This window comes from Ramlibacter sp. bp-362 (assembly GCF_054956735.1).
In genome coordinates, this window is the sequence record NZ_JBUDXE010000011.1 from 61,534 (window position 1) to 87,899 (window position 26,366).

At 71.6% G+C, this 26,366-nt stretch carries 1 protein-coding gene; it reads left to right on the top strand.

Annotated elements, in window-relative coordinates; translation table 11 throughout:
• The first annotated feature begins 65 nt into the window (after positions 1-65).
• Positions 66-26,366 (top strand): LEPR-XLL domain-containing protein, encoded by a 26,301-nt coding sequence (locus tag ACY0MJ_RS16360; RefSeq protein WP_462639576.1) that lies wholly within the window; start codon positions 66-68, stop codon positions 26,364-26,366.

The following is a 26,366-nucleotide window of genomic DNA, read 5'->3' on the forward strand; positions in this document are numbered from 1 at the left end:
CCGGAGGGAGATTCGATTCCTGAACAACGTTGGGCCGGTCGCCGAGACGGGCCCGAGGGGGTGCCATGCTGCCGATTCGCTCGCTGCGCGAGGCGTTTGCCCGTTCCTGGATCGCAAGCCACATCCGGCTCGCGTTCGGATCCGTCCAGCCCGACCTGCCCACGCGCCGGCGCGGGCGGCGCCGGCCCGAGTTCGCGCTCGAGGCCCTGGAGCCGCGCCTGCTGCTCTCGGCCGACGTCGAGTATCCGGCCAGCCCCGTCGACGCCGCGGTCACCGGCCTCACGCTCGCCGTCGTCGATGACGGCGGGTTGAAGGTCCGGATGACGGAGACCGGCAACGCGTCGAACGTCGTCTTCTCCGCGGACATCGACGCCGACAAGGACTCGATCACGATCGCCCGCGCCGGCGGCACCGGAGGCCTCTTCGCCGACACGGTCACCATCGACATGGCGAGCCTGGCGCTGCTGGCGCCGGGCAGCGGCGCGCTCACCATCGACTTCGACGGCGGCGGGCAGGACATCCTGAAGGACAAGCTGGTCCTCTCCGGCACGGCCACGCTCGACTACGACTTCTCGGTGCACTCGAACGCCGACATCGAGGTGGCTTCCGGCGCCTCGCTGACCCTGAGCGGCACGCACGACCTCGGGCTGCATGTCGATCAGGAAAGCACGGGCTTCGCCAACGACCTGCTGGCGGACGCCCAGGAGGACTTCTTCGCCGGCGTCGGCGACCTCGGCTATGAATTCGACTTCCTGGCCGACGGCGACGCGGACCTCGACGTCTACGGGGCGCTGCACGCGCACGACATCGCGCTGAGCAGCACGTCCACCATCGCCATCGACAACACGGGCCTGGGCCTCGGCCTCCTGCAGCTGGCCTTCATCTACGCGAACTCCGCCGCCAGCGTCGACATCACCGACGGCAACATCCACGCCACCGGCGCGCTGTCCGTCAACGCCCGTTCCGACGTCTCGGCGCTCGCGTCCCTCTCGGCGCTGGCGACGCAGACCGACGGCAACGCCGACGCCGCCATCGCGGTGCTGGTCCTGATCAGCGACGCGAACGCGCGCGTGGACGGCTCGTCCGACCTCGACGTGACCGGCGCCTTCGGCCTGGCGTCCGACAACGTGGTCCTCGCTTCCGCGCTCGCCGACGGCTCCGCCGCGGGCGCGGGCGCCACGCTCGGCGTCGCCGTCGTCGACACCGGCACCACGGCCGCGATCGGCGGGACGGCGGCCGTGCAGGCCGCCTCCGTGTCCGTGCGGGCCACTTCGCAGAACACCGTCACCTCGCTGGCGAAGTCGACCCAGGGCGGCGCGACCGACACCGACGGCGGCGATGCGACGGCGTCGCAGGATGCCCTCGCGGACAACGACGCCTCCACGTCGGAAGGCAGCGTGTCCCTCGCCGGCGCGGTCGCGGTGGGCACGCTCACGTCCACCACGCAGGCGTCGGTGGACACCGGCGGCAGCGTGGTCTCCACCGGCCTGCTCGACGTCCAGGCGACCAGCGCCAACAGCGCGCGCACCACGGCCGACGGCAGCAGCACCGGGGGAGGCGCGACCGGCGTCGGCGTCGCGGTGGCGGTCGGCGTCGACGTGCTGCACAACCAGGCCTGGCTGGGCGGCAGCGGCATCTCGGCCGGCAGCGCGAACGTGCAGGCGCTCACGGGCACGCGCAGCCTCGCCTTCGGCTCGGGCGACGTCGACGACGGATCCGACCAGCTGTCCCTCGCGGACGGCGGCCACGGCCTGCAGACCGGCGACGAGGTGGTGTACCAGCACGAAGGCGCGGCCGCGCAGGAGATCGGCGGCCTGGACGACGACGCCCACTACTTCGTCGCCGTGCAGTCCGACGGCACGCTCAAGCTGTACGACAGCAAGGAACATGCGACGGCCGGCGGCGCGGACGGGCGGGTCGACCTCGCGACCGGCACCGCGGGCGCGACGGGCCACAGCCTGGTCACGGTCGACAAGCTGCACCGCTTCGCCGTCGTGGCGATCGCGGGCGCCAGCAGCGGCGACGTCGGCGTGGCCGGCGCGCTCGCCATCGGCACCGTCATCAGCGATGCCAGCGCGCGGGTCGAGGACGGCACGGTGGTGCAGGTCACCGGCGGCAACCTCGTCATCCGCGCCGAGAACGCGATCTCCAGCACCGTCCGGGCGAGCGGCAGCCAGGAGGGCGGCGGCGACGTCGGCGTGGGCGGCAGCTTCGCGCTGAACATCGGCGAGACCGACACGGACGCCATCCTCGGCACCGACGCCAACGTGCTCGGCGCGGCCGACCTGACGCTGGACGCGAAGTCCGGCAACGCGATGGTGACCGAGGCGAAGGGCGGCGCGGCCGGCGGCACGGCCGTGACCCCGGTGGTCGCCATCAGCGTCTCCGACAACGACACGCGGGCCCTGCTGCAGCAGGAGAGCCTGCCCGCCACCCTGACGCTGGGCGACGACCTCCTCGCCACGGCCGAACACAAGGGCTCGGTGGAGACGGTCGCGGAAGGCGACACCGAATCGGGCGACACCGGCGTGGGCATCTCGCTGGCGCTGGGCATCGGCACCGACCTCGCCATGGTCGGCCTGTCGCGCGACCTGAGCGCCGGCGGCCTCGCCACGCTCACGGCCCGCAACGTCTCCAGCAACTCCGTCAAGGGCAAGGCGAGCGTCGCGGGCGGCGAGGACGACGCGCCGCCCGAAGGCAGCGACGCCGCGGACGAGGGCGGGGTGAACCAGCAGGTCGCGGCCAACCGCGACCTCGCCGCCGGCCGCGCGGAAGATGCCGGCTCCGATTCCGAGACCCCCGGCACCGAGGGCGCCTCGGCCGAGACCTCGAGCGGCAAGGTGCAGGTCGCCGGCGCCGTCGCGGTGGGCATCGAGTCCGCGACCGCGCGCGCGAATGTCGCCGCGGGCCTCACCCTCACCACCGGCACGGCCGGGACCGACGGCGTGCTGACGATCCAGTCGGAGAACCAGGCCGACGCGAAGGCGATCGCCGACGCCAGCACCGTCATGGCGCACACGGTGGAGTTCGATCCCACCGCCGCCGGCGCCGTGAATGCGTCGAACGAGACGATCACGCTGGGCGCGGGGCATGGCTTCGAAACCGGCGACAAGGTGATCTACCGGAAGGATCCGGGCGGCACCGCGGTGGACGGCCTGGAGGACGGGCACGCCTACTACCTGCGCGTGGACGGCAACGACGTGCAGCTGTTCGACACCGAGGAACACGCGAACGGCAGCGGCACCGACGGCCGCGTGGACCTGGGCACGGACCCGGCGACGGGCACCGGGCATGGCTTCGAGACGGGCGGCGGCCCGACGGGCACCGGCATCGGGGTCGCCGTGGCGGTCAACGTCGCCACGGTCACCAACGAGGCGCTGCTGGGCGACAGCACCGTGACGGCCGACGGCCTGGTGGTCCGGGCCATCGTGCCGGAGGCCGGCGGCAACCAGGTCCAGGCCTTCGAGGCCTCCGCCACCTCCGGTTCCAGCGGCGCCGACACCGGCGTGGCCGGCGCGCTCGCGATCAACATCGGCATCAGCCGCACCAGCGCGAAGGTGGCGGACGGCGCCACGCTCACGCTGGGCGCGGCGGGCGACGCCAGCCTGGAGGCGAGCAACAAGGTCTCGAACACGGCCAAGGCCACCGGCAAGCAGGAGGGCGGCGGCAGCATCGGCGTGGGCGCCTCGGTGGCGCTCAACATCGGCGAGACGGACACCGACGCCCTGCTGGGCGATGGCGTGGTGCTCGCGAGCGGCCACGACCTGGGCCTCTCGGCCGACTCCGCGAATGCCATGGAGACGGCCGCCGAAGGCGGCGCCGCCGGCAAGACGGCGGTCACGCCCGTCATCGCGATTTCCTATTCCGACAACGACACGCGCGCCGAACTCCTCGACGCGGCGTCGGACGATCCCGTGCTGGCCCTCGGCGGCACGCTCACGGCCAGCGCCAGCCACGAGGGCGAGACGCTCACCGACGCCCAGGGCGACACCGAATCCGGCGACACCGGCGTCGGCATCTCGCTGGCGCTCACCATCGCCAACGATTCCGCCGTGGCGACCACCGCGCGCGACATCACGGCGGCGGGCGCCGTGCAGTTCCTCGCACGCACCGTCTCCATCAACCGCGCGGACGCGCACGCCAGCGTGGCCGGCGGCGAAGGCGAGGACGAGAGCTCCGAGGAGACCGACGAGCAGGTCGGCAACCAGGAAGACTTCGCCCAGAGCCGCTCGAGCGCCAACGGGGGCGGCAACGGCAGCGCCAACCAGACCGACGCGGCCTCGTCCGACACCTCGGGCGGGTCAGTGAGCGTCGCGGGTGCGGTCGCCGTGACGGTGGCGACGTCCACCTCGCGCGCGTCGCTGCCCGAATTCAGCCAGGTCACCGCCGGCAATGGCGGCACGGGCGCCGTGGTGCTGCAGGCGTCCAACCTCACCGACGCGGTGGCCACGGCCGACGGCAGCGCCGTCACCAGCAGCGGCGGCACCGGCGTGGGCGTCGGCGTCGCGGTGAACGTCGGCACGGTGCACAACGTGGCGACGATCGGCGCCGGCTCGACGATCACCGCCGACGGCCTCACCGTCGAAGCGACGATGGCCGACCGGGAGGTGGACTTCACGCCGACCCAGGTGAACCTGGTCGACACCTCGGCCGACACGCTCTTCATCGGCCTCGGCCACACGATCAAGACGGGCGACAAGGTCACCTATCACAACGGCAGCGGGACGGCGATCGGCGGCCTCACCGACGGCCACGACTACTACGCGCGGGTCGAGGACGGCGGCAAGGTCGTCCTGTACGAGGGCAGCAGCGACGAGGAAGGCGAGTCGCGCGCCAAGGACGGCGGCAGCGAGGGCCGCGTGGACCTCACCAGCCAGGGCACGGGCACCGGGCACAAGCTGGAGTACGGCGGCCTGCTCGGCTTCGAGCAGGAAGAGGCCAGCTTCGACTCCGCGCAGCGCCGGGTCATCGACCTCGACGAGGGCCACCAGCTGCGCACCGGCGACGCCGTGCGCTACGACAACGGCGGCGGCGCGACCGCCGGCGGCCTGGCGAACGGCCAGACCTACTACGTGATCATCCTCGACGGCGACCGCGCCGAGCTCGCGGCCAGCCGCGAGGACGCGCTCGCCGGCAAGGCCATCAAGCTGACGTCCGCCGGCGGCGCGTCGCAGAAGCTGGTCGACGCGGCCAGCTCGATGCGCGCCGAGGCGCAGTCGGGCGCGAGCGGCGGCAAGATCGGCGTGGCCGGCTCCGTGGCGATCAGCGTGGCGAACGTCGACTCGCTGGCGGTCGTCGGCTACGACGAGGACGCGGCGAACGCGCCGACGCCCGACGCCGCGACGGTGACGCTCACCGGCGGCAACGTCGACATCCACGCCGCCAGCGCGGCGGAAGGCTTCGTCACGGCGAAGCCCTCCGGCGTGACCGGCGGCGCCGGAGGCAGCAGCGTCGGCGTCGGCGCCTCCTTCGCGCTGAACATCCTGCTGGCCGACACGATTGCGGAGGTCGAGGACGGCGAGCAGGTGTCCGGCAGCACGGGCCACTTCGTGGTGACGGCGGATGCGGACAGCGCCGCGCTGACGACGGCCGAGAACGGCGCCAGCGGCGGCGGCACCAGCGTCGGCGCCTCGGTCGCGATCGCGGTGGTGGAGAACACCACCCGCGCCCACGTGGGCAGCGATGCCGGGACGCCCGACACCATCACGCTCTCCGGCGACCTGGCGGCGACCGCCAGCCTGGACAGCACGGTGCTGACCACCGGCAGCGGCACCGCCGCCGGCAAGAACGCCGCCGTCGGCGTGGCGGTGGCGCTGAACATCGTCGTCAACGACACCGAGGCGGAACTGGAGCGCAGCTTCAGCGGCGCGGCCCAGGTGGACGTGACCGCCGCCTCGCAGGCCGATGTGCAGGCCCTGGGCCGCGCCAGCGCCTCGGGCGCATCGAGCAAGGACGAGGAGAACAACGATTCGCGCGACTCGGAGCAGGAGACGAACGCGCAGTCCGGCTACGCGACCAACCGCGCCGGCACGACGGCGCGCCCGGCGTCCGATGCGCAGAGCAGCGGCAGCGACCGCGCCAACCAGAACTCCGGCAGCCAGTCCGGCCAGCAGGCGAGCCAGGGACCCGCCGTCGCGGCGTCCATCGGCGTGAACTACCTCGACGCCGACACGCACGCGAGCATCGCCCACGACGTGACGATCAGCGCCAGCGGCGACCTGACCGTGGGCTCCAGCGCGGTGGCCGACACCGTGGCCCAGGGTCTCTCCACGGCGGCGAACGCCAAGGCATCCACCGGCGTGGCCGGCGGCGTCAGCCTCAACATCGCGCTCCTGTCGAACACGGCGGAGGTCGGCGAGGACGCCGAACTCAGCGCCGCCAGCATCACGGTCGAAGCCGGGATGGCCGGCGACGGCACCAACACCTTCCAGACCCGCGCGCTCGCGGGCGCGGCCGCCAAGCAGAACGCGATCGGCGGCTCGGTGTCGATCAACATCGTGGACGTGGAGACCGCGGCCACGATCGGTGACCGGGCGACGCTGGACGCCACCGGCGGCGACGTCACCGCCACCGCCACCAGCCACAACGAGATCCAGAACATCGCGGGCGGCGCCGCGCTCAGCACCAGCAGCGGCGGCGCCGGCGTCGGCATCGCCGTGGCGCTGAACATCGTCGACCGCATGGACACCCGCGCGAGCGTCGGCGAGGACGCCACCGTGCAGGCCAGCGGCTCCGTGAGCGTCGAGGCGGACGCCTCGCTCGCGCCCAAGAGCGAGGAACTGCCGGTGATCGGCACCGTCGGGGTCAGCAGCTTCGCGGCCGGCGTGGCCGCCTCCGGCGGCGGCACGGCCGTCGGCGGCTCCTCCAGCGTCAACGTCTACCTCGTGGAGACCCACGCGAAGATCGATGACGGCGCCCAGGTCACGGCCGACACCGGCGACATCACCGTCTCGGCCAGCGACGAGATCACCCTGTTCAGCGCCGCCGGCGGCCTCGCGGGCTCCACGGGCAATGCGGGCGTGGGCATCGGGCTCGACGTCGGCGTGATCGTCCGCCACACGACGGCCTGGGTGGGCAACGACGCCGACCTGGAAGCGACGGCCGGCGACATCAAGGTGCAGGCCTCGTCCGCCGAGGACATCACCTCCATCGCCGCCACCTTCGGCCTGAGCACCAGCAGCGCCGGCGTCGCGGCCTCCATCGCCGTGCAGGTGCTCACGACCGAGACCCAGGCCTACGTCGAGGACGGCGCGGGCACGACGCTCACGGCCGGCGGCGACATCGAGGTGAGCGCCCAGGGCGACTTCGACTCCCTGATGATCGGCGGGGCCATCGGCGTCGGCAGCAGCGCCGGCGTCGGCGTCGCCAACACGACGATGGTGCACCTCGACACCGTCGAGGCCCGCATCGGCAGCGACAACCATGCCGAGGCCGCCGGCACGACCGGCATCACGGTGCAGGCGACCTCCACCGAGGAACTGATCGCCGTCACGGCCGCCGGCGCGGCCGCCAGCTCGGTGGGCCTCGGCGTCGCGCCGACCATCAACATCCTGGAGGAAACGACGCGCGCGACCATCGGCGACGGCGCGGAGGTGAATGCCGGGAACGGCGTCGCCGCCGGCAGGCCGGGCCTGGCCGTGCGCGCGAGCGACGCCACGACCATCGTCTCGGTCGCCGGCTCGGTCGGCGTGGGCGGCACCGCCGGCATCGCCGTCGGCGCGGACGCGCTGTCGCTGGTGAAGGACACGACCGCCTCGATGGGCTCGGGCGTGACTTCGCACGTGGACGGCAACATCGACGTGAACGCGGCCTCGTCGGAGGACGTCACCTCGGTCGCCGCCGGCCTGGCGCTGGGCGGCACCGGCGGCATCGGCGTCAACGCGAGCGTGCACGTGCTGGACATCACCACGCGCGCCTTCATCGGCGACGACCCGGCCGACGGCACGGCGTCGGCCGGTGCCGGCGACGTGGTCGCCCAGGGCACCGTGCGCATCGCCGCCGACGACCGGACGGAGATGGACAAGGTCGTGGCGACCATCGCCGTCAGCGGCACGGCCGGCGTCGGCGCGGCCGCCACGGTGAGCGTCATCACCAAGACCACCGAAGCCTTCATCGGCGACGGCGCCGCCGTCACCGGCCTGGGCGCGACGGGCCTCGCGGCCAACACGGGCGCGTTCGGCGAGAGCTTCGTGGCCGACGCGCCGGCGATCAGCGCGACCTTCGGCGTGGGCGCCGTGAACACCGGCACCGACGAGATCGACCTCGGCGCGAACGATTTCGCGACGGGCGACGCCGTCACCTACCACCATGGCCGCGGCAAGGACAACGTGTCGGTCGGCGGCCTGGAAGAGGGCGGCCGCTACTTCGTGCGCATGAACGGCAACAAGGCGAGCTTCTACGAAAGCCGCGAGGACGCCGTGGCCGGCACGAACCGCGTCAACCTCACGGCCGGCGGCGTCGGCACCGACCACGCCATCCAGAAGATCGCCATCCTGGAAGCCCAGGACGTGCCGTCGCAGGACGTCGATTCGCTCAAGAGCGGCGGCGAAGTCGGCACGCCGGACGTGGGCGAGGTCGACACCAACGGCGACGAGGAGGGCGGCACGCAGGCCCTCCCCGGCCAGCGCAACCTGACGCCGACGACGACCATGGTGCGGGGCGTGGCCGTTTCGGCCACCAACCGCGACGACATCGAGACCTACTCGGCCGCGCTGGCGGCCGGCGGTGCGGCGGGCGTGGCGGTGGCCGCGGCCGTCAACGTGGTGGACACCGACACCCGTGCCTACATCGGCACGGGCGCGCAGGTGAACAGCGACCCGACCGGCGCGGACAGCCTGCAGACCGTCGCGGTGAGCGCCGGCAGCGACTTCCACCACGTCGCGCTGGCCGCGGGTGCCGGCTTCGGCGGCGGCGCGGGCGTCGCCCCGGGCGTGGACGTGACCGTGCTGTCCATGGACACGGAAGCGAGCATCGACGCCTCGGCGGACGTGAAGGCGGTGGACGACGTGCGCGTGCAGGCGCACGCCTCGGAAGACCTGCTGATGATCGGCATGGGCCTGGCGGCCGGCACGGTGGGCGTGGGCGGCGGCGTCAGCGTGCTGTCGATCGACAACACCACCACGGCCACGCTGGCCGGCACGGTGTCCGCCGGCGGCGATGCCGTGGTGCTGGCGACCGACGACACGAAGCACACCCTCATCGCCGGCGCGCTGGGCGCCGGCTTCGTGGGCGTGGGCGCCTCGGTGGGCGTGACCGTGATCAACAAGGACACGGAAGCCTCGGTCGCCAACGGCGCCGAAGTGCAGGCGCTGGGCGCCGGCACCGGAACGAGCGGCGTCTTCACCGGCACGCTGCAGGGCGGCGACGCGGCCGACGACTTCAGCCGCGGGACGCGGCACGGCCTGGTCGTGCAGGCGGCCAGCAGCGAGGACCTGCTGCACATCGGCGTGGCGGCGGCCGGCGGCTTCGTCGGCGTGTCCGGCGCCGTGACCGTCACGGTGCTCGATTCCGACACCCGGGCCTTCATCGGCAACGCCGAGGTGAACCAGGGCGACAACAGCACGGCCGACCCCGACCAGGGCGTGTACGTCGGCGCGGCCAACGCGGCGCGCATGACGACCTTCGCCGGGGCGCTCGCCGGCGGCTTCGTGGGCGTCGGCGCGGCCGTCACCGTCGGCGTCGTGAACAACGACACCACGGCGCAGGTGCTCGGCGACGCGCAGGTGCGGGCGGTGCATGACATCGAGGTCAACGCGCTGGCGATCAAGGACCTGGACGGCTTCGTGCTTTCGGGTGCCGGCGGCGTCGTCGGCGTCGCGGCCTCCGTCTCGGTCTGGTCGATCGGTTCCGCGCTGTCGCAGAACTATTCGGACAACGACGAGGACGGCAACGAGGGCCAGCACGACAACGCGCTGGTGCTCAGCGAGGACGACAGCGGCCCGTCGGCCGACGAGGACGCGGCGCAACAGGGGCAGAACGCCTCCAGCACCGTCAGCGGACAGCTCGACGGGGCCTTCGGCGACACGCCGTCCGACGATCCCGACGCGGAGAAGACGAGCGACGGCCGCCTGGCCGGCATCGTCAACAGCGGTGCCGGTTCGATGAGCAGCTCGCGCCTGTCGGCCGCCGACGTGGCCGCGGCGCTCGGTGCCGGGCCGGCGGAGATCCACGGCACGTCCGCGCTGATCGCCAGCAACGCGCAGGTCGCGTCCGACACGGGCGCGATCCGTGTGCGGGCGGTCGAGGACGTGGAGATCGACCTCGTCACGGGCGGTGTCGCCGCGGGTGTCGTCGGCGGCGGCGCCGGCGTCACCGTGGTCACGCTCGCTTCCAACGTGACCGCCGCGGCGGGCGGCTCGCTGAGCGCGGGCGGCACGCTTCGCATCCTGAGCGACCTCGACGAGGACGTGAACGTCCTGTCGCTCGCCGGCGGCGCGGGCTTCGTCGGCCTGGGCGCGGCGGTGGCCGTGGTCACGGACGCCAGCACCAGCAGCGCGGGCATCTCCAACGGCGCCACGGTCAGCAAGGCCGGCGCGATCGACATCGACGCGATCACCGACCAGGACTTCCACGTGCTCACGCCCGCCCTGACGGCGGGCGCGGCCGCGGTCGGCGCCTCGTTCGCCAAGCTGGAGGTCGACAACACGGCGGAGGGCGTGGCCGAGACCCTGGCCTACGTCGGCTGCGACGTGCAGATCGGGCAGGGCGCGGACACGGTGGGCAGCCTGGCCGCCAACGCGGCGTCCACGGTCACCACGGAGGTCACGGCCTTCGGGCTGAGCGTCGGCGCCGTGGCGGGCAGCATCAACTTCGCCTTCGTCGACGTCACGCCGGAAGTCGTGGCGGAAGTCCGCTCGGGCGCGGACATCCGCACCAGCGGCAGCGTGACCGTGGACGCCGACACGCACATGGACGCCAAGGGCCAGGTCGAAGGCTTCTCCGGCGGCGTCGGCGCGCTGGCCGGCTCCTTCGTCTTCGCCAACCTGGCCCCGGCCGTCACGGCCACGCTGGGCAGCGGCAGCACGGTGACGACCACGTCGGGCAGCGGCCAGGTGCGCTTCCGCGCGCGGCACAACGTGGGCAGCGGCGACGGCGCCGTCGCCACGGCGCTGGCCGGCTCGGGCGGGGCGCTGATCGGCGCCTCGGGCGCTGTCGCCTACTCGGACGCGGTCGCCACCGTCACGGCGGCGATCGAAGGGACGATCCAGGCCGGCGGCGGCGTGAGCGTCATCGGCAACGCGGTGAACACCAGCGAATCCACCGCCGCGGGCGTGGGCCTGGGAACCGTGGGCGTGGGCCTGAGCATCACCGACGCGCACGCCGGCGGCAGCGTCACCGTGCGGTCCGACGCCAGCGTCACGGCGCAGTCCCTGACGCTCACGGCCGACGCCGACAACACGGCGGACGCCGAGACCTTCGCGCTGGCGGGCGGCCTCATCGCCGTTGGCGTCAACTACGCCGACGCCAACCTGGACGGCACGGCCACGGCCACGCTGGGCGCGACGTCGACCACCGCGACGGACGACGACGTGCTGGTGCAGGCCACGATGACCAACGTGGGCCACGCCACGGGCCACGGCGTCACCGTCGGCGGCATCGCCGTGGGTGGCATGGTCACGACCGTGGACATCGGCGCCGGCGACAGCACCTCCGAGGTGCAGGCGGTGATGGAGAACGGCGCGAGCATCGGCGACGCCCGGTACGTCACCTTCGAGGCGCACAGCGAAGACACCGGCCTCGCCTTCGGGCAGGCCGCCGGCGGCGGCGCCATCGCCGTCACGGGCGCGGTGGCCGAGGTGGACAGCGACCAGGGAACGCTGGTGCGGATCGGCGCGAACGCCACCATCAGCTCGGAGTCGGTGAACCTGCGCTCGATCAACGAGGAAAACCTCGACATCAAGTCCGAGGCGCTCCAGTTCGGCCTGGCCACGGGCGGCGGCGCCCAGGCCGATGTCACGGCGACCGGCGACGCCCTGGTGAGCATCGGCAGCAACGCGCAGGTCACGGCCACCAACATCGTGGTCAGCGCGAAGAACGCCTTCGACAAGACGCACTACCAGAACCTGGGCGAGACCAACCTGGCCTCGGCCTCCGTGTCCCTCGGCGGCGTCACGGCCCTGCTCAGTTCCACCGACGTCGGCACGAACCTCGACGCGTTCGAGGCCCGCATCGACGTGGCCGGCGGCGCGGTGCTCCTGTCCGACGGCAGCAACGCCAGCCCCGGCGTGCTGCGGCTGGAAAGCTTCACCGACATCGAGGCGCTCGACCAGGTCGAGACCGAGGCGTACGGCGCCCTGGGCATCTCGCTCGGCAAGTCCGACATCTCCGCGGACACGCGCTCGGTCGTCAACCTCAACGGCGCCACGGTGCGCAGCATCGCCGGCGACGTGGAGATCACGACCCGCTCCAACGCCTACGCGCGCACGGACGTGGACACCACGATCGCGGTGGCGATCACCGGCGCCGGCGGCTCCGTCGCCCTCACCAACCTCGACACGCGCAATGACATCCTGCTGAACAACGCCACGGTGAAGGGCAAGGACGTCAAGCTGTTCGCCGGCCGCGACTCCAGCGGCCAGGTGAACATCAGCGACGGCTACGCCAACGCCAACGTGCAGGCCTACTCGCTGCTGCCGGCGATCGGGGTGCCCATCGCGGACGTCACGCTGCACGAGCACAACAACATCTCGGTGCAGGGCAACACCAAGGTGCAGGGCCTGCAGAACGTCTACCTGCGCTCGATCGAGGGCATCGGCGGGAACGCGCGCGGCCACGAGAGCGGCGACGTGCTGTCGCTGTCGCTCGTGCCCTACGGCGTCTCCGTGGACGACAACCCGGACACCAGCAGCAGCAACGTCGTCACGATCGCCAGCACGGCCTCGGTCGAGGCCGGCGTCAACAACCAGTCCCTGCTGCACATCAAGCCGATCTCGGCGCTGCCGGCCGGCGTCACGCTGGGACAGCAGCTGAACGCGACGCAGAAGGCCGCCCTCGGCATCGACTCCGACATCGCCTACGAATACGCGGCGCTGGACCTGGCGACGATCCCGTTCAACATCAACACCGGCACCGTCGTGCACCTGGTGGCCGGCTCCTTCGGCGCCGGGATCGCGGGCGACTACTACCAGTGGGTGCCGGTGTCCGACCTCTCCACCGAGATCATCCTGGAGAACGAGGACTTCACGAACACCGCGCGCTGGCGCCACATGAGCTCGCTGGCGGACGCCCGGGCGAACGACGGCACGCTGATGAACCCGGACACCGTGACGGTGTACGAGAGCAACGCGACGGCGACGATCCGCAACGCGCTCACCGGCAAGTTCTTCGTGATCAAGCCGGTGGAGATGGACGCGCCGACGCTGGTCTACAAGAACCTGGGCAACGTGCTGCTGGAGCAGCGCGACAAGGTGGTGGCCTGGATGACCAGCCACGCCAGCAACGCCGAGGCGATCGCGCGGTACCAGGTCCAGCTGGACCTGATCAACGAGGCCCTGGAGGAACTGGGTCTGCTGGTGGACGGCGACCCGGACACGCCCGGCATCCAGCCGTCCGTGCGGCGCGAACTGGACATCCTGTTCGTCGACCTGCCGGACGTCTACGCCTCGCCGGGTTCGGTGTTCGTCGAGGCCGACGCCGCCTCCCTGGCGGCGGTGCAGAACCGCGTGACCGCGGGCGACATCACGGCCCATGCCGGCGCCAGGATCGACATCCTGAACAACTCGCCGTTCACGATGACCGTGCACGACGCGGTGATCAACGACAGCCGCGTGGTCACCTCCATCAACGGCGCCTACACCGTGCTGGCGCCCGGCAACGTGTACTTCAACAACGTGGCCCTGACGGGAGCCTCCGGCAGCGGCGACAAGACGATCTCCATCGTCCAGAACCAGCAGGGCGCCTTCGACCTGGGCGGCCTGCCGGAGCCGACGCTCGACCAGGACCTGTACATCGTCGGCGACGTGATCAACGAGACGGGCGCCGTCACCATCAACAACATGGAGGGCAGCATCACCGTCTCGGGCGAGATCCGCGGCAACCCGGTGACCATCACCGCGTTCAAGGACTTCACGCTCAATTCGGACGACTGGTTCCACACGGGCAAGGACCCGCGGCAGCTGATCGACTTCGACTATCTCCGCCGCGCGGTGTACAACAACGACGGCAGCCCGGACTCGCTCTCGTTCAACAACGCCGCGGACGTGATGGGCGCGAGCCCGCCCCCGCTGTTCGGCTCGCCGGTGCTCGACACCGACATGAACCTGGACAGCGCCATCGCCGCCCAGGGCGCCCGCATCCTGGCCCAGGGCACCATCGCCATCACCGCCCGCTTCCTCGACATCAACGGCCTGATCCAGAGCGGCGCCCAGGACGTCGAACTGCACATCGGCGCCGACTTCGTGCCGGGCGCGACGGACGAACTGGTGGACGCGCACGGCGACCCGCTCACCGGCGTCGACTTCGGCGACGAGGCCATCCCGGTGCGCGCGCACTTCGACGCGGCGCAGCAGGCCATCGTGGTGGACGACATCGTGCCCGAGGGCGGCCGCGTGATCCTCGCCGGCCAGATCCTCAGCACCGGCGGCGGCAAGATCGTGGCCGCGTACGGCTACGCGAACGTCGACATCAGCAACGACAGCAAGTACAAGCTGGTCGTCAACCGGATCGACACGACGAAGAACCGCGTCGGCAAGATCACCATCATCGACACGGCGCGGATCGACAACGGCTCCGCGACCGACAGCGCCAAGACCGAGTACACGTTCACGGCGGGCAGCGTCACCAAGGAGGTGTTCGACGCGACGCTGGGCACGACCGTGCAGGACGGCGACACGATCGGCTACATCACCTACACCCCGCAGGCGGGGCCGGTGGGCGCCGTGGACAAGTACGAGACCCGCCCGGGCCTGCACTACGTGTGGACCGAAGGCCAGGAGTTCACGCAGACCACCGTCACCAAGTACGAGCGCAACAGCTTCAACCTGTTCGGCGGCGACACCGACCTGGAAGACTGGCTGTCGGGCGACAACTCCTACAAGTGGCGGACGATCGAATTCAAGGACGCCGCCCCGCTGCTGGAATCCGAGGCCCTCACGGGCAACGGCAGCACCGACGCGGACACGCCCACGGTGGCCGTGGACAAGGCCTACGCCATCACCTATTCGCGCATCGCCGACAGCGACGTCGACGTCACGGCCGGCGCGACGCGCGTCTACCGGGTCGGCACGGCGGGTGGCACCGGCGGCACGGTGGGCCACATCTACCTCGCCAACTTCACCGGCGAGGCGGTGCTGCCCGAGGAGAACTACGGCGACACCGACCGCTGGATCGACCAGGGCGCCGGCTCGGAAGGCAGCGCCGACTTCAGCAGCGACTTCCTGAACTACACCCTCACCGCGAAGCAGTGGGAGACCGGCGGCGGCTGGCTGCGCACCAAGACGCAGCACACCGAGGTGACGGTCGTCGAGGGCAAGAAGGACTACTACACCCACGCGCTGAAGGCCGACTACGACATCGACATCGGCTTCCGGGGCAACACCGGATCCACCATCGAGGTCAGCAGCCGCACGGGCCTGCAGATCGAGGGCAACGTGACGGTCGCCAACGGCGGCTCGATCACGCTCGGCTCCGCCGAAGGCTCGGTGACGGGCACCGACACCACGGCGATCTTCAACGACGCGCCCACCGTCACCGCGGGACAGGACGTCCGGCTGGTGGTCGAGGGCGGCGTCGGCCAGCTGGAAGTGCACGCCGGCCGCGACATCCACATCACGGGCGTGGCCGACCTCGGCACGTCCGAGCTCGCCCCGGGGCAGACGGCCAACACCAGCGCGCTGCGCCTGGGCGAGGTGGTCAGCACGGGCGGGAACACGACCATCATCGCCACCGACGGCATCCTCACCGCCGGCAACCCGGCGGACACCCTGGTGAAGGGCATCCGCGTCGAACTGGCGGCCACGGGCGCGACGGCCGACATCGGCGGCGCCAACGCGCTGAACGTCGACTCGACGTACTTCGCGGCGCGCGCGGGCGACGACATCAACATCCACGAAACCGCGGGCGACCTGCGGCTGGTGCTGCCCACGCAGTTCAGCGGCACGGCCTCGGTGGAGGCGGGCGGCGACGTCACGCTGCGCACCAGCAGCGGCTCCATCCTCGACTACAACCTCGAACTGCCGCAGCTGGCGAACAGCGACCCGCTCACGCCGCAGCAGCAGAAGATGATCGACCAGCTGAACGGCGTCGAGGCGATCCGCTTCCGGGCCGAATCCGCGGCGGCGCCGGTCACGGTGGCCGGCGAGCTGGTGCTGGACCTGGGCGACGACAACACGCTGGCGGACCTGCAGGAGGTCACGTACGTCCACGACGGCGCCACGGGCAAGGCGCTGGGCGGCCTGGAGGAAGGCCACAGCTACTTCCTGATCGCGCGGCCGGACGGCACCTTCTCGCTCGCGCTCACCGCCGAGGACGCCGCGGCGGGCGAGGCCATCGCGCTCTCGGTGGACCTGGTGGACGGCGGCGACGGCGTCACCGGCATCGGCCACCGGCTGGTGGCCAGGCAGGAGACGGTGTACTTCGACACCGACCCGACCAACGACATCGATCCGGAAGCGTTCAACTTCCCCGTGTCGCCGGGCCTCTACAGCTACCTGTACCCGCTGGCCGAGTTCAAGGGCCAGGACCCGGTGCAGGCCGCGCCGGAGTCGCTCAACGTCGTCGGCGCCAACGTGACGCTGATCGCCGTGGACGGCAGCGGCAGCATCGGCCGCAGCAACCCGGCCACGGTGCTGTCGCTCACCGGCGGCTTCTCCGGCCTGAGCAGCGCCGAGAAGGAACTGCTCGCGACGGCGACGGCCAGCGACGTCTACGGGCGCCAGTACGCGACCTACCGCTACATCGGCGCGAGCGGCGCCGACGGCAGCCACCTGCGGAACGCCGACTTCGGCGATGCGAGCCGCTGGCAGCACATCACCTACGTGTTCACCGGCACCAGCCGGTCGGACGCGCCGTCCTCCGTCTTCGTGGCCCACGACGGCTACGTGCTGGTCGAATTCGACAGCCACAGCTACGGCCTGTACCAGTACCTCGGGACGTCGGGCAACCTGGACCTGGGCAACGAGGTGTTCGCCAACGAGGCGCGCTGGACGCTGGTCACGGCCGACCGCTCGAACGACGACACGGGCACGGACGCGCTGCAGAACGGCCAGCTGGTGCTGGACAAGACCAACCTGGAACGCGTCGCGCTGCGGCTGCAGGACGACGTCGACGTGCACGTGGACGGCGTGCTCACGGCCCTGGCCGACGGCAGCGTCTCGCTCGAGAGCGACGACGACCTCGCGATCGCCAGCGTGCGCGGCAAGGGCGACGTGCAGATCAAGTCCGCCGGCGACATCATCGACGCCGGGGTGGACGGCTTCGCCGCCATCGGCACCTTCGGCGACCTGACGCTCGCCAGCAACGGCGTGATCCGCGGCGACAGCCCCGGCGAGGCCATGCGCATCGCGGTCGGCGGCAACGGCAAGCTGTACGCCGACGCGACGGGCGACATCCTGCTGCAGCAGGCGAACGGCACCCTGACCATCGACAGCACGCCGCAGGCGATCGGCAGCCTCTACGTGGCGCGGGTCACGACCCAGGCGCACGCCGAGATCGAGGTCACCTCGGGCAACATGACGGTCGAGCGCGTGGACGCCACGCTGGGCGGCCGGCTCGTCGCCCAGGGCAACATCCGGGATGCCTTCGACGACGTGGCCGGGCCCATCGTCAACGTGGAGACCGGCGACCTCTACCTGGGCGCGGGCGGCGCCATCGGCACGGCGGGCAACTTCTTCGACGTGCAGGTCGGCGGCGACCTCTCCGGGCTGGCGGGCGGCGACGTCTTCCTCAACAGCCCGGCGACGCTGGACATCACCACCTTCAGCTCCACCCACGGCGACGTCACGCTGACGGTGCAGGGCGACGTGAACATCGGCCTGCTCTCCGCGCGCGAGGGCACGGTGGACATCCTGGCCGACGACAGCATCTCCGACCGCTACGCCGACGCGGGCGCCGACATCGAGGCCATCAGCCTCGTGCTGGAGGCGAAGGCGGGCGAGATCGGCAACGCGCTGAACCCGCTCGACATCGACACCTCCTTCGGCGGCGTGGCCGGCACCGTCAACGCGCTGGCGCTGTCCACGGTCTACATGATCGAGACCGCGGGCGCGATGCGCATCGACAAGGTGCGCAGCAAGACGGACGACGTGTCGCTGGTCACCTCGGCGGGCTCGCTGCTCGACGCCAACGCCGACCTGGGCAACAACGTCACCGGCCGCAACATCACGCTGGACGCGAACGGCGGCAGCATCGGCACCCCGGGCGACGCGCTGGAGATCGATTCGTCCAACCCGTCCAAGGGCCGGCTGGACGCCGAGGCCTCCTTCAGCCTGAACGTCACCGAGACCGCCGGCACGCTGTACATCGGCACGGTCACGGCGCAGGCCGGCGACGGCATCCTGTCCGTGCGCGACAACCCCGGGACCGCGGACGACTTCGTGATGGAGGCGGGCGCGTCGATTTCCGCGTCGGGCGACATGCTCGTGCAGGCCGGCGACGACGCGTATCTCCACGCCGGCACCAGCGCCTCCGCCGGCAGGCACCTGACCGTGCACACCGGCCAAGGCGACGACGGCAACAACGACGCCACCGGAACCACGCTGACCGTGGAAGGCAGTTTGGCGGCCAACGAGATCGAGCTGGCCGGCGAGCGCCAGGACGACGTGCTGACGCTGCGGCCCACCGCGGTGAGCGGGCATGTCCGCATGCTGGGCGACACCGACGGGTTCCTGGAAGGCGACGACACGCTGATCGTGGACCACATGACCACGCTCACCAGCGTGCGCGACCGCCTGGACGACGCGACGAACGCGCTGGTCCGCGACACGGTCGACATGGACGGCCGCGGCGGCACCGACACCTACATCGTCCGCACGCACGGCAGCCTGGCCGGCGGCACGCACGACTACATCGTCAACGCGCTCGACAGCGGCGGCAAGGCCGACGGGCTGGACACGCTGACCATCGAGGGCAGCGGGCAGGCCGACGTCTTCCTGCTGCGCCGGGTCGAGGCGCTCACCGAGGGCATGTCGGCGCCGGTGGCGGCCAACACGCCGGCCTTCGTGGCCCTGCTGCATGGCACCGTGTCCGACGTGCGCAACCAGGCGCACGGCGACGTGGAGCGCATCAACTACGACGAGAACATCAACTCGCGGCTGATCGTGCGCAGCTTCGGCGGCGACGACTTCTTCGCCGTCGACGACAACGCGACGCTCACGACGCTGGATGCCGGCGCCGGCGACGACGAGGTGCAGGTCGGCCAGATGTACGGCTCGCCGCGCGTCTCGCTGCCCGCCCCGGGCGGCACGGTGGCGGCGGGCGACGCCTTCTCGACGATAGCGACGACCGCCGGCTTCCTGAGCCGCGGCGCCACCTTCGCGCTCACCGCGTACGGCGGCACGGGCAACGACGAGTTCACCGTCTACAGCAACAAGGCCGAACTGCGCCTGGAAGGCAACGACGGCAACGACGTCTTCGTGGTGCGCGCCTTCGCGCTGGTCGACCAGCCCGGCCTGTCCACCGAGGGCACGACGCAGGCCATCGGCGGCGAGGGCACGGACACGGTGATGTACAACATCAACGCGCCGGTCGACCTGGACGGCGGCGCCGGCTTCGACAAGGTGGTCGTGATCGGCACCGAGTTCGGCGACGACTTCGTCATCACCGACCAAGGCGTGTACGGCGCCGGCCTGAACGTGCGCTACGACAACATGGAGGCGCTGGACGTCGACGGCCTGGAAGGCGACGACCACTTCTTCGTCCAGAGCACCCGCGCGGGCGTCATCACGACCATCATCGGCGGCAAGGGCAACGACACCTTCGACGTGGCGGGCGATGTCACCGAGGACATCGTCAGCCTAGACCTGGAAGGCCGCAGCGGCGCGATCGAGCACGCCGTGAGCTCGGACGATGCCGACTACGACGGCATGCTCGCCTCCGGCGTCGGCGTGAACGTGGCCAGCCCGGCGGGCGGCCAGGTCATCGTCGAACAGGGCGACGGCGACACCCGCGTGGACGAGGACGGCACCACGACCGACCAGTACACCATCCGCCTGGCGACGGCCCCGGAAGCCGGCAAGCCGGTCTACATCAACGTCTCGGCGGCGCGCACGACGCAGGAGGAAGAAGACGCCGGCGGCGACTCCGTGCTGGTGTCCACCGACGGTGTGCACTTCAGCCGCTACCTGGTGCTGACGGTCACCGACACGTCCGCGAAGACGATCTGGGTGAAGGCGGTCGACGACGGCCTGTCCGAAGGCGAGCGCGTCTACGCCATCAGCCACAGCACGCAGAGCGAGGACGCCGCCTTCGACCACGTCGCGGTGAAGAACGTGCGCGTCACGGTGCAGGACAACGACCGGCCCGAGGTGATCGTCACCGGCAGCGGCGCGCAGGACCAGGTGCTGGAAGGCGACGCCACGACCGGCATCACCGACACCTACACCGTGCGCCTCGGCAAGCCCGTGGCGTCCGGGACCGTGGTGGTCACGCTCGCGCCGGACGCGCAGGTCTCGGTCTCCAGCAGCGACAGCCGCTACGACGCCGCCACCCACACGATCACGTTCGACGCCAGCAACTGGAACGACGCCGTCGAGATGACGGTGACGGCGGTGGACGACACCGCGGTCGAGAACGCGATGGTCGCGTCCATCCAGCACACGGCGACCGGCGGCTACGCGTCCGCCCGCTTCGACCTGCAGGTGGTGGACAACGACAGCGCCGGGTTGCTCATCGAGCAGAGCGACGGCAGCACGCTGGTGGTGGCGGACGACCCGTCCACGGCGGCCGACGAAGCGGCCCCGGACAGCTACACGGTGCGCCTGACGAAGGCCCCGACGGCCGACGTGACGGTCACGATCCTGCCGGACGACCTGACGACGACCTCGCCGACGACGCTGACCTTCACGACCGGCAACTGGTACGTGGCGCAGACGGTGACGGTGCACGCCGCCGAGCCGCAGCCGCCGGCGCCGGAGCAGCCGCTGAAGACCTTCCCGATCCAGCCGCACGTGGCTTCCAGCATCGCGGGCCCCCTGTTCATCGAGGGCTACGTCGACGCCGCGGCCGACCGCTCGATCCGGACGGCCATCCTGCTGCCGGACGAGACCGACGCGGAGCTGCCGGACATCGTCGTGCCGACCGACGAAGACGCGATGATCGACACGCTGAACATCCGCAACGACTCCAGCGTCTCGAACGACACAGGCACCATGGGCCGCGGACTCTGGTTCGACGGCGACGCGGCGAACAGCACGAACGTCTCGGGCCTCGGCATCGGCGGCGACGTGAGCTTCGGCACCGAGTTCTTCCCCGAGGGCGGGAAGACCTTCTCCGGCGGGATCACGTTCCGCAACGTGGAGGTGGCGGAGGTCCTGCTGGGGCAGGGCGACGACCACTTCACGATCACCGACACGCTGGTGACGACGGCCGACCACGGCGGCATCACCCTGGTGCACGGCGGCGGCAACACCTCCGAGGCCGCCGGAGACACGATCACGGTCACGAACAGCCGCTCGCCGCTGGTCCTCTACGGCGACACGGCACAGGACGGCGTGCGCTACAGCGGCGAGTCGGGCGCGCCCTCGACCGAGGCGATCCGCTTCGACCATGCGGGCAGCGACACGATCGACGCGTCGGCCTCCGGCGCGAGCGTGACCGTCTATGGCGGCGCCGGCAACGACACGATCCGCGGCAGCCAGGCCGGCGACCACCTGTTCGGCGGCTCGGGCGACGACACCATCCATGGCGAAGCGGGCGTCGACCACATCTACGGCGACTCCGGCATCAACGTGGACGTGAACACGCGCGTGATCACGGTGGTCACGGCCAACGCGAGCACGCAGCCCGACCACGACGGCCTCGCGGCCGGCCATGACACGCTCACGGGCGACGCCGGCGACGACATCCTGTTCGGCGACCACGGCCGCATCGACCAGGCCGAGGGCACGCTGCGCATCCTGACCACGGGCCAGGTCACGCGCATCGCGACGGTGGAGCCCGGCAACGGCGTGTCCGACACGATCGCCGGCAACCAGGGCGTCGACCGTATCCTGGGGGGCAACGGCGGCGACACGATCTCCGGCGGCACCGAGGCCGACATCATTCTCGGCGACCACGGCGTCATCGACTACGTGGCCCTCGACGGCAACCTGGCCACGCCCGATCTCGTCTTCACCAACAGCCCGGACGACGGCGGCGGTGCGGACGTCGTGAGCGGCGATGCCGGCGACGACCTCGTGCTCGGCGGCGCGGCGGGCGACGACCTGTCCGGCAACACCGGCAACGACATCGTGCTGGGCGACCATGGCCGCGTCACGTACGCGGGCGGGGCCATCGTGCGCGTCGCGAGCGAGCAGGACGCGCTGGGCGGCGCCGACACGCTGCGCGGCAACGCCGGCGAGGACGTGCTGGTCGGCGGCGCCTACGGCGACGCCATCGACGGCGGCAGCGGCCGCGACCTCCTGTTCGGCGACAACGTCGAACTGGATCGCCGCAGCGGCGACGGCTTCCTGAACGCGCGCTACCGCGTGCTGACGGGCGAGCAGGGCGGCCAGATCTACGGCACCGCGCCCGGCACGGCCGGCAAGGTGCTGGTGACCGGCGCCTCGCAGGCGATTCCCGGCGGCGCGCCAGTCTGGGAGGACTTCGACATCCGGCTGCGCGACCACGACGGCGCCACCGAAGCCGCGGGCACCAGCGTCTTCGGCAACGACACCATGGCCGGCGGCGCGGACGACGACCAGATCTTCGGCCAGCTGGGCGACGACGTCATCCAGGGCGACGGCTCCATCACGCTCACCGTGGGCGCGCACCGGCTCGCCGACGGCACGCTGTCCGTGCAGGCGTCGCAGGAGAACCTCGCCACCGACGGCGACGACTACATCGAAGGCAACGGCGGCAACGACGTGATCTTCGGCAACCTCGGCCAGGACGACATCATCGGCGGCAGCTCCAGCCTGTTCAGCCTCGACACGCCCGACCGCCGCACCGACGCGAGCGGGCGCGACCTGCTGTTCGGCGGCGCGGGCACCGACGTGGCGCTCACCGACGCCGGCCGGCTGGACGCGGGCGACACGGCCGCGAGCGGCCATGCCAACGATGCCGACATGCTGCTGGGCGACAACGGCAACATCTTCCGCCTCGTCGGAACGGGCGGCGGCCTGCTCGCCTTCAACTACGACCAGAGCTCGCCGTTCGAGGATCGCGGCGACGTCCGCATCGTCGTGCGCGGCGCCGAGCTGCTGGACTACACGCCCGGAGGCCTCGATGTCAGCGCGTCGGCCGCCAACGACATCGGCGGCAACGACGAGATCCACGGCGAATCCGGCGACGACTTCATCTACGGCCAGCTGGGCAGCGACGTGCTGTTCGGCGAGGGCCAGGACGACGACATCGTTGGCGGCTACGGCAACGACTGGATCTCCGGCGGCACCGGCCAGGACGGCGTGCTCGGCGACGACGGCCGCATCTTCACCAGCCGCAACGGCACGGTGGAACACCTGAACGGCGTGCACGCCGCCAGCGTGCAGGGCTTCATCACGACGCCCGGCAACGTGCAGCAGGCCGACACCGACGTCACCGGCCAGCTGAAGAAGGGCGTGGATATCACCCCCTTCAGCACCGACGCCGGCTTCATCGGCGATGCCGACGACTTCGGCGGCACCTCGACGCACCGCTCGGACGACATCATCTACGGCGGCTTGGGCAGCGACTGGCTGCACGGGGCGAGCGGCGATGACGCGATCTCCGGCGCCGAGGCGCAGTGGGCGTTCTACGCGAAGCCGGTGAATCCGGGCGACGTGCTGGCCTACGACCCCGTCTCGACCGAGTTCGCGCTGTACGACGAGTACGCGCCGCGCACGAAGATCGCCGGCTTCCTGCTGAACTTCAGCGCCACCGAGGGCGTCGCGGTCACCAGCGCCACCTGGGGCACCGTGCAGTCGGACGGCGACGACAAGATCTTCGGCGACAACGGCAACGACTGGCTGGTCGGCGGCACGGGCCGCGACAACCTGTACGGCGGCTGGGGCAACGACCTCCTCAACGCCGACGACAACCTCGAGACCACGGGCGGCACCAACGACGCGCCGGACACGCACCCGAGCTACGAGGACCGCGCCTACGGCGGTTCCGGCCGCGACGTGCTGATCGGCAACACCGGCGGCGACCGCCTGATCGACTGGGTGGGCGAGTTCAACAGCTTCATCGTGCCCTTCGCGCCCTTCGGCCTGGGTACCGTGTCGCGCACGCTGCAGCCGCAGATGGCGGAGTTCCTGTACGCGCTGTCCGCCTCGGACGGCGTGGACATGACGCGCGCCGCGGATACCGGTGCCTCCGCCGTGCGCAACGGCGAGCCGATGGGCGAACTGGGCGTGGTGCGGCAGCAGGACGCGGCCTGGCAGGACCAGACCGGCGGCCCGCGCGATCCGCAGGCCGGCAACCTGCCGGGCGGCCCGCGCGACGTGCTGCGCTCCGCCTCGTTCGACGATCCGGCCGTGCCGCTGAGCGGCTTCGCGGCCGACAGCGGCAAGTGGACGGCGCAGGCCGGCGTGCTGCAGGTGTCCGCGGATTCGCCTCTGGGCGACGCGGTCAGCGTCATGCAGATCGGCGACGCGCTGCCCGGCTACTACGAGGTGCAGGCCAGCGTGACGGCGGAGAAGCCGACCTCCGGCTGGAAGGCCAACGCCTACCTGGTGTTCGACTACGTCTCGCGCGACGACTTCAAGTTCGCCGGCATCGACGTCTCGATCAACAAGCTGGTGATCGGCCACCGCGACGCGAGCGGCTGGTGGGTCGACGTGCAGACCCCGATGCAGGCGAAGGCCGGCACGGCCTACAACCTGCTGCTGTCGGTCAACGGCCTGACGGCGACGATCATCGTGGACAACAAGGCGAGCCTCTCGCGCACCTTCGTGCCGCGCGTGGTGGACGGCTGGTCCTACGGCCTCAACTGGGGCCTGGTGGGCGTCGGCTCCAACATGTCGCGCGGCAGCTACGACAACGTCGCCGTGAAGGTGCTGCAGCCGCAGGCCACGACCATCCGGACCGACGAGCTCACCACGGGTCCCGGCGCGATCTTCGCGGGCCAGCCGGCCACCGGCACCTGGACGGCCGGAAGCGGCCGGATCGTGGGCACGCCGAGCGGCACGGAGACCGCGGTGCAGGGCCTCACGCTGGGCGTCGACGCGATCCAGGCGCTGGCGCTGCTGGAGCTGAACGCGACGCTGAACACCTCGGCGCAGGCCGGCTTCGTGTTCGACCGCTACTCGGACACGGAGTACAAGTTCGTGCTGGCCGATGCGGCGGCGGACCAGGTGCTGATCGGCCACCGGACGGCGCGCGGCATCGTCGTGGACGCCTCGGTGGCGCGCAGCATCGAGGCCGGCGTGGACTTCACGCTGGGCGTGAGCCTCAAGGGCTCCACCGTCAGCGTCAGCCTGAACGGCCAGGCGGCCGTGGGCTTCGTCTACAACGCGGTCGTCGTGGACGGGCACTTCGGCCTGGCCGCGCGCGGCGGGGCGGCCAGCTTCGACCAGGTCACGCTCAAGACCAACGACTCCGCGGTGGCGGCGGCGCCCGCGACGCTCCTGGCCGCGGAAGCGGCGGCCGCGCCGGTCGGCGGCGAGGCGCTGCAGGCCGGCACGCTGGACGCCATGGTGCAGGAAGCCCTGCGCCGCTGGGCCGCGTCGCAGGGCGCCGACCTGGTGGACGCCATGCGCGGCGTGGACGTCAGCATCACCGACCTGCCGGGCCTGGAACTCGCGCGCTACGCCGACGGGCACATCCTGGTGGACTTCGATGCCGCCGGCCATGGCTGGTTCATCGACCGCAGCCCGGGCGACGACCGCGAGTTCACCGACGACGGCGTGCTGCTGGTGGCGGACCGCGCGCCTGCCGCCGGCCGCATGGACCTGCTGAGCGTGCTGGAGCACGAGCTCGGGCACGCGGCGGGCCTGGACCACACCGAGTCCGGCGTGATGGCCGAGACCCTCGCCACCGGCACGCGCACCGGCGCGGCAGACGGCCTGCAGGGCTTCCCGCTGCCCGAGCCGTGGTCGCCCGTGCCGCCCGCCGACGCGCCGGCCATCGCCTGGTCCACCAGCGTCGACGCGCTGGCGCTGCCGCCGGCGCCCGCGGCGGACTGGCAGCAGGACTTCGTCAACCACCTGGCCCGCGACGAGGCGCAGCGCAATCCCAATGCGTCGCTGCGCGTCCACGTGGACCTCGCCCCCAAGCTGGGCGCCTCCGTGCGCCCGGCCCCTTCCCGCGTCTGA